Annotated in this window: 15 protein-coding genes; 4 read left to right on the plus strand and 11 right to left on the minus strand. The window is 55.2% G+C overall.

Annotation, left to right across the window (positions count from 1 at the left end; all coding sequences use genetic code 11):
* Window positions 1-7: 7 nt before the first annotated feature.
* The 9 genes from ACQE32_RS09090 to ACQE32_RS09130 all read right to left on the minus strand — a co-directional run bounded on the left by ACQE32_RS09090 (window position 8) and on the right by ACQE32_RS09130 (window position 7828).
* Window positions 8-1024 (minus strand): DUF979 domain-containing protein, encoded by a 1017-nt coding sequence (locus ACQE32_RS09090; RefSeq protein ID WP_427021653.1) that lies wholly within the window; start codon window positions 1022-1024, stop codon window positions 8-10.
* Window positions 1024-1752, minus strand: coding sequence for a DUF969 domain-containing protein (locus ACQE32_RS09095; protein WP_427021654.1), 729 nt, complete (start codon window positions 1750-1752; stop codon window positions 1024-1026). The genes ACQE32_RS09090 and ACQE32_RS09095 overlap by 1 nt, the downstream gene beginning before the upstream one ends.
* A gap of 44 nt (window positions 1753-1796) precedes the next feature.
* On the minus strand, window positions 1797-2537 hold the full coding sequence (gene pxpA / locus ACQE32_RS09100; protein ID WP_427021655.1) for a 5-oxoprolinase subunit PxpA: 741 nt from the start codon (window positions 2535-2537) through the stop codon (window positions 1797-1799).
* Entirely contained in the window at window positions 2527-3459 is a 933-nt protein-coding gene (gene pxpC, locus ACQE32_RS09105; protein WP_427021656.1) for a 5-oxoprolinase subunit PxpC, read from the minus strand. The genes pxpA and pxpC overlap by 11 nt, the downstream gene beginning before the upstream one ends.
* Entirely contained in the window at window positions 3453-4109 is a 657-nt protein-coding gene (gene pxpB, locus ACQE32_RS09110) for a 5-oxoprolinase subunit PxpB (protein ID WP_427021657.1), read from the minus strand. Before pxpB ends, pxpC begins: the two co-directional genes overlap by 7 nt.
* Window positions 4110-4284: 175 nt before the next feature.
* Window positions 4285-5028 (minus strand): type 2 GTP cyclohydrolase I, encoded by a 744-nt coding sequence (locus tag ACQE32_RS09115; protein ID WP_250652121.1) that lies wholly within the window; start codon window positions 5026-5028, stop codon window positions 4285-4287.
* On the minus strand, window positions 5015-6478 hold the full coding sequence (phrB, locus tag ACQE32_RS09120) for a deoxyribodipyrimidine photo-lyase (RefSeq protein WP_427021658.1): 1464 nt from the start codon (window positions 6476-6478) through the stop codon (window positions 5015-5017). The genes ACQE32_RS09115 and phrB overlap by 14 nt, the downstream gene beginning before the upstream one ends.
* A gap of 21 nt (window positions 6479-6499) precedes the next feature.
* The gene (locus ACQE32_RS09125) at window positions 6500-7453 is read right to left on the minus strand and encodes a YbgA family protein (protein ID WP_426974101.1); all 954 of its coding nucleotides are present in this window, start codon (window positions 7451-7453) and stop codon (window positions 6500-6502) included.
* Between the two features lie 171 nt (window positions 7454-7624).
* Window positions 7625-7828 (minus strand): YbfA family protein, encoded by a 204-nt coding sequence (locus ACQE32_RS09130; protein WP_250652118.1) that lies wholly within the window; start codon window positions 7826-7828, stop codon window positions 7625-7627.
* Between the two features lie 262 nt (window positions 7829-8090).
* Here ACQE32_RS09130 and kdpE point away from each other — a divergent pair, with 262 nt between their 5' ends.
* A complete protein-coding gene (kdpE, locus tag ACQE32_RS09135) occupies window positions 8091-8768 on the plus strand; it encodes a two-component system response regulator KdpE (RefSeq protein ID WP_250652687.1) in 678 nt (225 codons plus the stop codon).
* A 60-nt stretch (window positions 8769-8828) separates the two neighbouring features.
* Here kdpE and pgm read toward each other — a convergent pair whose 3' ends face one another.
* Window positions 8829-10469 (minus strand): phosphoglucomutase (alpha-D-glucose-1,6-bisphosphate-dependent), encoded by a 1641-nt coding sequence (gene pgm / locus ACQE32_RS09140; protein WP_250652117.1) that lies wholly within the window; start codon window positions 10467-10469, stop codon window positions 8829-8831.
* 24 nt (window positions 10470-10493) lie between these two features.
* On the minus strand, window positions 10494-11045 hold the full coding sequence (gene seqA, locus ACQE32_RS09145; RefSeq protein WP_426974100.1) for a replication initiation negative regulator SeqA: 552 nt from the start codon (window positions 11043-11045) through the stop codon (window positions 10494-10496).
* Between the two features lie 252 nt (window positions 11046-11297).
* On the opposite strand from seqA, the gene ybfF reads away from it, so the two are divergent.
* The 3 genes from ybfF to fldA all read left to right on the plus strand — a co-directional run bounded on the left by ybfF (window position 11298) and on the right by fldA (window position 13162).
* A complete protein-coding gene (gene ybfF / locus ACQE32_RS09150) occupies window positions 11298-12062 on the plus strand; it encodes an esterase (RefSeq protein WP_426974099.1) in 765 nt (254 codons plus the stop codon).
* Window positions 12063-12217: 155 nt separating this feature from the next.
* Complete coding sequence (ybfE, locus tag ACQE32_RS09155; protein WP_085072204.1) at window positions 12218-12493, plus strand: LexA regulated protein; 276 nt, start codon at window positions 12218-12220, stop codon at window positions 12491-12493.
* Between the two features lie 138 nt (window positions 12494-12631).
* Window positions 12632-13162, plus strand: coding sequence for a flavodoxin FldA (gene fldA, locus ACQE32_RS09160; protein ID WP_085067601.1), 531 nt, complete (start codon window positions 12632-12634; stop codon window positions 13160-13162).
* Window positions 13163-13261: the final 99 nt, after the last annotated feature.

Below are 13261 nucleotides of genomic sequence, written 5' to 3' on the forward strand. Positions count from 1 at the left end.
TATCGCCTCACAGGAACATCAGGAAATAGAGCAGGAATATGTTCACAATTAACAGTAGCACGCCGGTAGGCGTCTGCGCCTTGATGACCGCATTGCGATCCGGCAGCTCCAGTAACGCCGCAGGAACAAGATTAAAATTGGCTGCCATCGGCGTCATCAGGGTGCCGCAGTAGCCGGAAAACATCCCAATAGCGGCCATAACGGCCGGGTTGCCGCCGTGCTGCAGCACCAGGATCGGAATACCGATACCGGCAGTGACAATGGGAAACGCAGCAAAGGCATTGCCCATAATCATGGTCAGCAGCGCCATACCAGTCACATAGACCGCTACGGCAATCATACGATTATCCACCGCCAGATATTCCCCCGTGAGGTGAGCGATCGCGCTGCCAACGCCTGCAGTGGTAAACAGCAAGCCCAGGGTGGCAAGGAGCTGCGGCAAAACAAAGGCCCAGCCGATGGAGTCCAGCAGGCGGCGCGCTTCCTGCAACGATTGCGCCGGACGCTCATGGCTGATTTTCAATGCCACCAGCCAGCCCACCAAACAGCCCACGGACATTGAAAAGAGCGTGACCAACGTAGCGTGGTTGCCGGTGCCGAACACCAGCGTTTCCAGCCCGGCAATATGGTTAAACGCCAGCACGCCCGCTACCGTAACCAGCGGAATAGAGAGCGCCGGCAGGAACAGGCGATTGCCCAGCCGACTGGCGCTTTGCTGACGTTCTTCTTCGCTGCGCTGGTGATAGCGCCCGAGTTTTAACCCGCCCAGGCCAGCAATCACGCCCATTAACATCACCAGCACGCCAACAAAAATATGCAGATTACGCGCGCCAGCCTCGCCGGATCCGGTTAACTGCGTCGCCAGTTGATATGCCCAGTCACCGATAAAAAAGATCAGGCCATACAGGCCCCAGAATAGCCCGGTGGTAAAACGTCGCGGATTGGCCTTATCACGCCATGACATCAGCGCCACTACCAGCAAAATCAATCCGGCCAGATAAAACAGATACTGTTGCTGAAACATTAGCGGCCCTCCTTCTGCTGCAGCGCCGCCTGATTTAGCGCGCTTAGCTCTGCCGCCAGTTTCTTATCCAGCCGACGCAGACGCAGAGCGTGGATAATAAAGGCGCACACCGCTGTAGGAATGCCCCATAGCGCAATGTGCAATGGCTCGGTGTGGATACCGCCCGATTCCAGCATAAAGTTATGCATGAAAATAATGGCACCAAAGGCGACAAAAATATCTTCGCCAAAAAAGAGCCCAACGTTATCGGTTGCCGCTGACATGGCACGCAGACGGTAGCGTACCTCAGCGGGCAGCTCGCCATAACGGTTTTTTGTGGCACCTTCCGCCATCGGCGCCAGTAGCGGGCGCACCATTTGCGGGTGTCCGCCCAGGCTGGTTAGCCCCAGCGCCGCCGTGGCTTCACGCACCAGCAGATAGATAATTAACAGGCGACCTGCGGTGGCCGTTTTAATTGTGGCGATCCATGCCTGGGCACGCTCTTTTAATCCATGCCGCTCCAGCAGCCCGATTATTGCCAGCGGCAACAGCAGAATAAACGGCAGGTTACGGGTATTCAGGAATCCCGAGCCCAGTTTTTCCAGAATATCCGCCAGCGGCATATGCGCGGCGAGGCCAGTGACCAGACCGGCCAGAAGCACCACCAGCACCGGGTTAAAACGCAGTAAAAAACCGATAACAATGGCTGCGATCCCCGACAGGGGCCACAGGCTTACCAGAGGTTGCATAGTATCTCCTGCTAAAAAACCCCGCTACGATCAGGGGTGCACTGTCAGATTTCGCTGCTAACAGTAATATGCTGCGCAGCAAACGCGTCACGCAGGCGGCGTGCGAACGTTAATGCATGCGGGCCGTCGCCGTGCAGACAAACGGTTTGTGCACGCAGTGTTACCCACTCACCGGTGACGCTGGCGATTCTTCCCTGCTGCACCATGCTTAAGGTACGAGATATGGCTTGTTCTTCTTCTTCAATCAGCGCGCCCGGCTGATTACGTGGCACCAGCGAGCCGTCGGCCTGATAACCGCGATCGGCGAAGACCTCTTCCCGGGTGCGCAATCCGTGATGCTGCGCGGCGCGGATCGATTCACTGCCCGCCAGCCCCACCAGCAGCAGCTCAGGGCTCACCGCCTTAACCGCCCGGGCAATCGCATCCGCCAGTTGCCCATCGCGCGCGGCCTGGTTATACAACATGCCATGCGGCTTAACGTGCGTCAGTTCTCCACCTTCGCTTTCCGCCAGGGCTTTTAATGCGCCAATCTGATACAGCACCTGGGCATAGACCGTTTCCGACGGCAGCTGCATAGCGCTGCGTCCAAAATTTTCCCGATCGGGAAAAGAGGGATGCGCGCCAATCGCCACGCCAAATTCCCGCGCCCAGCGTACCGACTGCAGCATGGTTTGCGCATCGCCCGCGTGAAAACCGCAGGCGATATTGGCTGAGGTCACTAACTGCAGCAGCTCGCGGTCATGGCTGCAGCCCTCGCCCAGATCCGCGTTTAAATCAATTTTCATCTTCCAGCCCCCATGCCATGCGCTCAATAACCTGCTCTTGCTGCCGCTTCGCCTGTAACGCCTCCTCCAGCGTACAGTGTATAAAGTGGATCGGCTCGCCCAGACGGATCTGCGCCAGATGATGAAGATCCGCTTCGATCACACAGGCAATGCGCGGATAGCCGCCGGTGGTCTGCGCATCGGCCATCAGCACAATTGGCTGACCGTTATGGGGAACCTGAATCACGCCCGGCAACAGGCCATGTGAAAGCAGCTCGCGATTAACGTTGCGCGTCAGCGGCCGTCCCTGAAGGCGATAACCCATACGGTTGCTCTGCGGATCGAGCCGCCAGGAAACGCGCCAGAAGGCTTCCTGAGACTCTTTACTGAACTCGTGATACTCCGGCCCTGGCAGCGCGCGCAGGCGATTGCCCCACAACAGCTGTCGTACACCGGCGGTTTTGCTGAAATCATGCGTGGGTGCCGCCAGCGGCAACAGATCGCCATCCTGCAGACGCCGCCCCTGCCAGCCGCCAAATTCCGCCCTGGTATCGGTGCTACAGGATCCCAGCACCGGAGCAATATCAAAGCCGCCGTTAATCGCCAGGTAGCTGCGCATACCGCGTACCGGCATCGATAGCGTCAAACGCTGGCCTTTTTTTACCGGCAGACGCCAGCCGGTCCAGGCGGGGCGACCATCTATATCGGCATTGCAGCCAGCCCCTGTTAATGCAAACCAGCCGTCGCGATCGAACTCCGCACAAAACTGGCCCAGCGTAATTTCCAGCACCGCCGCTGTTTGCGGATTACCCACCAGCAGGTTTGCGGTGCGCATCGCCGGTTCATCCAGCACGCCGCCGCCGCTGATGCCAAGCTGACGCCAGCCGCTACGACCGCAGTCCTGCAGTGTGGTATTGATTCCGGCACGGATAATTTTCAGCATACGCCCTCCTTCTGCGGCACAAAGCGCACTTTATCTCCCGGGCGCAACAGCGTGGGCGGCTGATGCTGAGGATTAAATAACGCTAGCGTGGTTCGTCCCAACAGTTGCCAGCCACCGGGCGAGGCCAGCGGATAGATACCGGTCTGACTGCCGCCGATGCCCACCGAGCCCGCGGGCACCAGCACGCGCGGTTCAGCGCGGCGCGGCGCGTGCAGGCGGCTGTCTAACCCGCCCAGGTAGGGGAAGCCGGGCTGAAAACCGATGAAATAGACCACATAATCACCGGCGGCGTGCGCCTCAACCAGCTGCGGCGGCGTCATTTGACAATGGCGCGCCACCGCCACCAAATCGGGGCCGGCCTCACCGCCATAGACCACCGGAATGGCGACCTCGCGCGATTCCGGCACTGCGGCTTCGCTCTCTTCCCACCAGGTCTGCAGACGCTCAATGGCGTCCAGCGCCTGATGCTGTGGGTCACGCAGAATGACAGTGAGGTTATTCATTCCAGGGATCGCTTCCAGCACCTGCGGATAGTCACGCAGGCGTTCGGTTAATCCCCAAATTCGCTGTTGGCTGAACAGCGATACAGGCGGTTCCAGTTCAAGCACGACCGCGCGTTCTCCCAACAGGTAACAACGTGCTCTTTGCAAAACTTACCTCCTGTTATCACTAAGTCGCTAAAACTTATCTATTTTGAGCAGATAGTTATGATGAGATGAGGCAGGCGTGTCAACCGCTTTGCATCAGGTGAAGTTACGAAAATGACGACGGAAACGCCGTCGTCATCGTCAGGAAAAGAGCCGTCAGGGGAAAATCGCAAGGAACTCAGGCTGGGTTAGCAATATCAATAAACGTCACATCCAGCTGATGATGCGCTGCCAGCCACTCGCCCAGTGCACGAATGCCGCCGCGTTCAGTGGCATGGTGACCGGCGGCAAAAAAGTGCAGCCCGTTTTCTCTGGCGCTGTGGATCGTCTGTTCCGATACTTCGCCGGTGATAAAGGCATCCACGCCGAAGTCCGCAGCGCTGTCGATAAAGCCCTGTCCACCGCCGCTACACCAGGCGATACGGCGAATCTGCGACGGCGCGTTGTCGCTACAGTGCAGCGGCTGACGTCCTAATACGCGATTAATGCGCTCCGCCAGCTGCGCTCCGCTCAGGCTCTCCTTTAGCTCTCCCCACGGCACCAGCGGCTGTATTTCGCCCTGTACGTTAATATCCAGCGCCTGCGCCAGCTGTGCGTTATTGCCTAATTGCGGATGCGCATCCAGCGGCAAATGCCAGCCATAGAGATTAATATCGTTCGCCAGTAAGGTACGCAGGCGACGGCGCTTCATGCCTTTAATCACTGGCGCTTCGTTTTTCCAGAAGTAGCCATGATGCACCATGACCGCATCCGCCTGTAAACGCACCGCCTCATCCAACAACGCCTGGCTGGCGGTTACGCCGGTCACGATTTTCCGCACCTCATCGCGCCCCTCAACCTGCAAACCATTTGGCGCATAGTCGCTAAAGGCGGCGCTGTTCAGCTGTTGGTTAACGATTTTCTCCAGTTCAAAATTGTTCATTCATCGACTCCAGGGGCATAACATGGGACGCTTTGCGCGCCGCGGCAAAAATAGCTAACGTTTTTTCTCTTGCCGCCTTATGTTCCACGATTGGTGACGGATAATCGAGTCGCTGATTATTTTTCTTTGCCCAGCCGTGCGGATCGTGGATGTCGCTATCCGGCACCTTCGCCAGCTCCGGTAGCCAGCGGCGGATAAACTCGCCCTGTTTGTCAAAACGCTCGCCCTGCGTGGTGGGATTAAAAATTCGGAAATACGGCGCCGCATCGGTGCCGGTTGAGGCCGCCCACTGCCAGCCGCCATTGTTAGCGGCCAGGTCGCCATCAATTAACATCGACATAAAATAGCGTTCGCCCAGTTGCCAGTTGATCTGCAGATCTTTAACCAGAAAGCTGGCGGTAATCATGCGCAGCCGGTTATGCATCCAGCCGGTGCGGTTCATTTGGCGCATCGCCGCATCCACAATCGGATAGCCGGTTTTTCCCTGCTGCCAGGCGGTGAGATGGTGAGGGTTATCCTGCCAGGCAACCTGTTTCGTCCAGGTCATAAAGGGCTGGTTTTTACACAGCGCCGGAAAAGCCACCAGCAAATGACGATAGAAATCTCGCCAGATTAATTCGTTTAGCCAGACGCTGGACCGCCCCTGTTCCAGCGTTTGTGGCTGTTCGCGCAGTAAACGATGCAGGCACTGGCGCGGCGATAAAGTTCCCGTCGCCAGACAGACCGATAGTCTGCTGGTGCCGTCCAGCGCAGGCAGATCGCGCTGTTCAGGATAGTTCAGCACCGGCTGTCTGCAAAACGCACGCAGACGCTGTAGCGCCGCGGCTTCGCCTGGCGGAAAAAGCTGATGATCGAACGCTTGTCGGGGATAATCAAAGGGCGCTAATGCAGGTAACGTCTGCGGCAGCGTCTGGCTGCGCGGTTCCGGCGCGGGCAGGCATTCCGGCAACGAGATGCGCAACCGTTGCAGGTAAGCTTTACTAAAGGGAGTAAAAACTTTATACATTTTTTGACTGCCGGTACGGACGCTGCCTGGCGGCAGGAGAACGCTGTCATCAAAACCCTGTACCGTGACGCCCTGCTGCGTCAGCCTGCGCTCCGTCGCCGCATCCCGCTCCCGCTCGTTAAACTCATACTGGTAGTTATAGAACAGCGCATCAACCTGCTGTTCACGGCAAAAAGCCGCCAGATAATCAACGGACGCGCTAAAGTCAGCACACTGGTAATAATGCAGAACGATACCTTTTGCCGCCAGCGCTTGCTGGAGGAGCTGCAGGCTGTGCCAGATATAGTCAGCCTGGCGTGGCGACATATCATGCTGACGCCACTGCTGCGGCGTAGCGATAAATAACGCCATGACGTTTGCATCGCGCTGACGGCAGGCGGCCCAGAGCGCGCTGTTGTCATTGATACGCAGATCATTGCGCAGCCAGACCAAATGGGTGGCCATTACCTCTCCTGTATGCTCAACTCAGCGGCCGTAGCGCAGGCGCAGCGTTTCTGGATAGGGTTCAAAATAGCGCTGCTGCGACAGCCATTGTTGCGGATACTCTTTCATATAATGTTTGAGCAAGGTGATGGGGGCCAACAGCGGCTGCACTCCCTGACGATAGCGATCGATCAACGAGGCCAGCTCCTGCCGCTGCGACGACGTCAGCTGTTTACGAAAATAGCCCTGAACGTGCATTAACACGTTGGTGTGATTGCGGCGCGTGGCGGGATGCTTCATGAGTTTCATTAGTCGATTGCGATATTCAACGGCATACGCCTCCAGCGAAGCGTAATCGTTCATTGCCGCCACAAACGGCCCCAGTTCACGATATTCCGGCTGTGAATGCGCCAGCAGCAGCAGCTTGTAGCGGGTATGGAACGACATCAGCTTATGGGCCGTTAACCCTTCGCGCCAGAGCTGATTAAACTCATGCAGCGCATAAACGCGCCCGACAAAATTTTCACGCAGCGTGTCATCATGCAAACGCCCATCCTCTTCCATTGGCAGCCAGGGCATCTCCTGCTGTAGCGCCTGTGCGAAAATCCCGATGCCTTCTTTGCGGTTATTCTTGCCGTCGGGTTCATAAATGCGTACCCGTTCCATCCCACAGCTGGGTGATTTGGCACACAGAATATAGCCGCACAAATGATGCAACTCAGCAACTTTCCGCGTGGCGAAATCGCGCATCTGAGCGGTAATCTCTTCACCACCGTTTTTGCTGAAACAGAGTGAAATCTCGTCCTGATGTTTCACCAGACGCAGGGCCGGACGCGGCACAGGCAGGCCAATCGCCATTTCCGGACAGATGGGCTCATAGCGTACATAGGGAGCCAGCTCTTGCGTGGCAAAAGTCAGCCGTTTATGTCCGCCATCAAAACGCACGCTGTCGCCCAACAGACAGGCGCTGATTCCTACCGGGATTTTCTCACTCATACTTGTACAACCCATAACTTCTTGTATAAGTTTAAGTGTAGCTGAAGCTGTTGAATGACGCACCGAAAATGCAGCGATGCTGTGGTACAACGCAAAAAAATCCCGCCAACAGGGCGGGATCTCAGTGAGCGGTTATCATCAAGGCTGAACCGGGCGTGGAAAAAACCAGGGCTAGTAGATGTCTCCGCCTGCGGCTTCAGCCTGCGCCAGCCAAACGGGTTTGGTGCTGGTTTTACTCCAGACGCGGTGCAGATAGCTGTAAAAGCGTGCACGATCGCTGCGAAACAGCATGACCGGAAGCGCCAGCAGGCCAATAACCACTACAACGCTGCGACGCAGGATAATTTTATGCAAAGGGTAAATTGAATAGCTCACCTGGGCCTCCCGGAGGGTTAAACAGCGAATAATTGTTCATTAGTTAATCATCATACGCCGCATTGTGTAATTTTACTACTCATCCGACCACTCGATCGCTGGAAAAAAGTGCATCCTCTGATTTTACCTGTAATAAAGTTACATAAATGTTGATTTAAAGTGATCATCTTGTGCCGGAAAAACCGATTGCCACGCAAAGCGCAGCGGGTTTTGCTAAAGTGCGCTTTCCGTCATTGCTTTATGACGTTGGGGAAGCATGATTTTGACCAGCGTACTGATTGTTGAAGATGAAAAAGAGATTCGCCGTTTTCTGCGCGTGGCGCTGGAAAACGAAGCCCTGCGCGTTTATGACAGCGAAACTTTACAGCGTGGGCTGATGGAAGCCGCGACCCGCAAACCCGATCTGGTTATCCTTGATCTTGGCCTGCCGGATGGCGACGGCATCGACTTTATTCGTGATTTTCGCCAGTGGAGCAGCGTCCCGGTGATTGTGCTTTCCGCACGCAGCGAGGAGCAGGACAAAATCATGGCGCTGGATGCCGGCGCAGACGATTTTCTTACTAAGCCGTTTGGCGTTGGTGAACTGCTGGCGCGCGTTCGCGTTGCGTTGCGCCGTCACACAGGGCTGCAGACGCCAGATCCAGTGGTGCATTTCGCTCAGGTTCAGGTTGATTTGGCTGCGCATCATATTGTGCGTAATGGTGAGACTCTGCATCTGACGCCTACCGAATTTCGTTTACTGGCGCTGCTGCTGAATAATCCAGGCAAGGTACTGACACAGCGGCAGCTGTTAAGCCATGTCTGGGGGCCGAACGCGGTGGAACACAGTCACTATTTGCGCATTTATATGGGCCATCTGCGGCAAAAGCTGGAACAGGATCCCGCCCGTCCGGCGCACCTGCTTACCGAAACCGGTATCGGCTATCGCTTTATGCCGTAGCGCTACGCTGGCCATAAAAAAAGGCGCTGAGATTCAGCGCCTTTTTCGTAGCGATTAAACTCAGGCGTTTTTCAGCACTGCGCTCACAATCTCTACGGCTTCTTTTTCGATTTTTTCGCGATGTTCCGCACCGAGGAAGCTTTCACAATAGATTTTGTAAGCATCTTCCGTACCGGAAGGACGTGCAGCAAACCAGCCGTTTTCGGTCATCACTTTCAGGCCGCCAATCGAAGCGCCGTTGCCTGGCGCGCTGGTTAAACGCGCGGTGATAGGATCGCCCGCCAGCGTTGCCGCGCTTACCATTTCCGGCGACAGCTTTGACAGCGCCGCTTTCTGTGCAGAGGTCGCAGACGCCTGTAAGCGGTTGTAGCTTGGCGCGCCGAAACGTTCTGCCAGCTCGTCATAGTGCTGCTGCGGGTTTTTACCGGTTACGGCAGTGATTTCCGCCGCCAACAGGCAGAGGATGATCCCGTCTTTATCGGTAGACCACGGCGTACCGTCGAAGCGCAGGAAAGACGCCCCGGCGCTCTCTTCGCCGCCAAAGCCGAAGCTGCCGTCAAACAGACCATCCACAAACCATTTGAAGCCCACCGGCACTTCCACCAGTTTACGGCCGATATCGTTAACCACACGGTCAATCATGGCGCTGGAAACCAGCGTTTTACCTACGGCAACCTCTTTGCCCCACTGCGGACGATGCTGGAACAGATAGTTGATTGCCACAGCCAGATAGTGGTTCGGATTCATCAGACCTGCAGGCGTGACGATACCGTGACGGTCGTAGTCCGGGTCATTGCCAAACGCCAGATCGAATTTATCACGTAGCGCCAGCAGACCGGCCATCGCACATTCTGATGAGCAGTCCATGCGCACCACGCCATCTTTATCCAGATGCATAAAGCGGAATGTCTGGTCGATAGCGTCGTTAACGATTGTCAAATCGAGCTGATAATGCTCGGCGATGCGTTTCCAGTATTCCATACCGGAGCCGCCCAGCGGATCAACGCCGATTTTCAGGCCCGCTTTTTTAATCGCTTCCATATCCACAACCTGGGCCAGCCCTTCAACATAAGGCTGAATCAGATCTTTTTCCTGAATATGGCCGCTGGCCCAGGCCTGCTCCAGCGACAGGCGTTTAACCTCTTGCAAATCATTCTGAATCAGCTGATTCGCACGGTCTTCCACCACTTTGGTAACGTTGGTGTCAGCCGGGCCACCGTTAGGCGGATTATATTTAATACCGCCATCTTCCGGCGGATTATGGGAAGGCGTAATCACGATGCCGTCAGCCTGAGCGCCGCCCGCTTTGTTATATTCAAGGATTGCGTTAGAGATGGCCGGGGTTGGCGTATAACCGTTATCCTGCTGCACAATGACATCAACGCCGTTGGCCGCTAACACTTCCAGCACGGAAATGATCGCCGGCTCTGACAGCGCGTGGGTATCTTTACCCACGTAACAAGGGCCAGCGATCCCGTTCTTTTTACGTTCTTCAGCAATGGCCTGAGCAATAGCCAGAATATGCGTTTCATTGAAACTCTGACGTGCGGCGCTGCCGCGATGCCCTGATGTGCCAAACTTCACCGCGTGTTCCGCATTCCCTTTCTCTGGCTGCAGAACGTAATACTGGGATGTTAATTGTGCAACGTTAATCAAATCGCTCTGCTGGGCTGGCTGCCCGGCACGGGGGTGATTGGCCATTGGCGCTTCTCCCTGACGCTTCAGTTAAATGGTGCCGCAAACCTTATCTGACAGCTCCGGTGGGAACTGCATAGCCAGCATGATATGTTCTACCATGCTGCATTTGCGGCCTGTGTTAGTGTTGGTGATCACCCAGTACGGCGTGCCGGGAACATGCTTCGGCTTGGTATGGGTGCCATGCTGCAACAGTGTTTGTTCATCGCCGGCAAAATAAACGCGGGTGCGTCCCTGCAGCGATGCGGTGGCCTCAGCAAACGCTTCGGGATCAAGACGATATAGTGTAGATAAAATCAACATAAAGCGATTTACCGCTTTATTCTGCTCGGCGTACTCATCAGAGAGTAGCAGCTCGCGTACAGCACGCACCCGATCTTGCGCACGCGTGGTTGGCTTGCTGACTTCATTTTCCTGACTCACGCTAACAGCAGGTGCCGGGGCCGCAACCGCAACCGGCGCGCTCTGACCAGCGGTAAATTTCAACATCCGCCGTAAAATGTCGGAGGCGCTTTCACCGATATGCTGCGTGTGGCTGGCAATATAGCGATAGAGTTCTTCGTCGACTTCAATCGTTTTCATCTTTATCCGTACGGTAATTGCTTGTGGCAGATCCAGGCGCAGCGCGTAATAGCAAATTTCAGCTGTACAATCTGTGCGCTGGTTCTAACATAAGGATTATAAAGTTAAATCCTGCGGGTCGGTAGCGACGTTGGCGCTTGCAGGCAAAAGTCAGAATATGCCGCAAAGCAATCCGGCAAACAACCACTGACCGGCAGGCAGTCTATAAATCATGATAACCTATGCTTTCCTTTCAACTGTAAGAACTTTGCCATGAATTTGAATACTCGCCTGCAAACTGAACAGTCCGATCCGGACGCGCTCCCCCTTCTGCTTATTCATGGCCTGTTCGGCAGCCTTGATAACTTAGGCGTGCTGGCGCGCGGCTTAAAAGCGGATCGTCCGTTGATTCAGGTGGATGTGCGTAATCATGGCCTTTCACCGCGCAGCGATGAAATGTCCTATGCAGCCATGGCGCAGGATATGCTGGATACGCTCGATGCGCACGGCATCGATAAAATCGCAGTGATGGGTCACTCCATGGGCGGGAAAATCGCCATGACCATGACGGCGCTGGCACCTGAGCGGATCGAACAGCTGGTATTAATTGATATCGCCCCGGTTAACTATCGCACCCGGCGTCATGATGAAATTTTCGCGGCGGTTAATGCTGTAACCGCCGCGAAAGTGCAATTGCGCAGTGAAGCAGCCAGCGTAATGCGCGGGATCATCGCTGACGAAGGCGTTATCCAGTTTCTGCTGAAATCTTTCCACGACGGCGCATGGCGTTTTAACGTTCCGGCGCTCTGGGACAACTACAGCAGCATCTCCGGCTGGGAAAATGTGCCCGCCTGGCACGGCCCGGCGCTGTTTATTCGCGGCGAGCTTTCTCCCTATCTTGATGATATTCATCGCAATGCTTTGCTGGCGCAGTTTCCAGCGGCGCGGGCGCACGTGATTGCCAGCGCAGGCCACTGGGTTCATGCTGAGAAACCGGATGCGGTGCTGCGGGCCGTGCGGCGTTTTTTAGCGCTGTAAAAGCAATATGTTAACGGGCTAACAAAGATTGTCCTCGCTCTTTGGTCAGGGTATGATGGCGCGCTAAAATTTTGCCGCTGTTAAACTGGCGGCAAACCGGCCCAAACGTCACCATGCGCGGCGCACACGCGCAGCCCATTCAGTATCACGATTCTATGGCAAAAGAACAAACGGACCGGACCACGCTCGATCTCTTCGCAGATGAACGTCGCCCGGGTCGCCCGAAAACCAGTCCGCTGTCGCGTGATGAACAACTTCGTATCAACAAGCGCAACCAGCTGAAGCGTGACAAAGTCCGCGGGTTACGGCGCGTTGAACTGAAGATGAACAGTGAGGCCGTCGATGCGCTTAATGCGATGGCTGCCGAACGTGGCGTCAGCCGCAGCGAGCTGATCGAAGAGATGATTCTCGCCCAGTTGCAGGCGCTTTGAACGGCTGGAAGAAGCGCACTAAGAAACAAATGCAGCGGCTTTACGAGTTCCGCCTCCTGACGGTCTCTGCTATTATTGCCGTAATCTGCATACAACGGGCAGTTACCATATTTTAAGTTTCAAGAGGTTACTAAACTCATGGCAATCGTAGGTATTTTCTTTGGCAGCGATACCGGCAATACAGAAAACATTGCAAAGATGATCCAGAAACAGCTCGGTAGCGATGTTGCCGAAGTGCATGATATTGCCAAGAGCAGTAAAGAAGACCTGGAAGCTTTTGATATTCTGCTGTTAGGCATCCCGACCTGGTACTACGGCGAAGCACAATGTGACTGGGACGATTTTTTCCCGACGCTGGAAGAGATCGACTTCAACGGCAAACTGGTGGCCTTGTTTGGCTGCGGCGACCAGGAAGATTACGCTGAATACTTCTGCGACGCGATGGGGACTATTCGCGATATCATCGAGCCAAACGGCGCGGTGATTGTTGGTCACTGGCCAACCGAAGGTTATCATTTTGAAGCGTCGAAAGGCCTGGCAGATGATAAGCATTTCCTTGGTTTAGCCATTGATGAAGACCGTCAGCCCGAATTGACTAACGAACGCGTTGATAAATGGGTTAAACAGATTTATGCAGAACTGCACCTGCAGGAAATTCTGGAAGCCTGATTTAACGCGCATTGTGCTGTAAATCACATTGCGTAACAGGTATTTCCTATAGAAATGATAGATACGGGTTTGAAAATTTTATCATTGAGTCGGTAGAAT

It is taken from the genome of Pantoea sp. FN0302, from assembly GCF_050113775.1.
Classification (GTDB): Bacteria; Pseudomonadota; Gammaproteobacteria; order Enterobacterales; family Enterobacteriaceae; genus Mixta; species Mixta alhagi.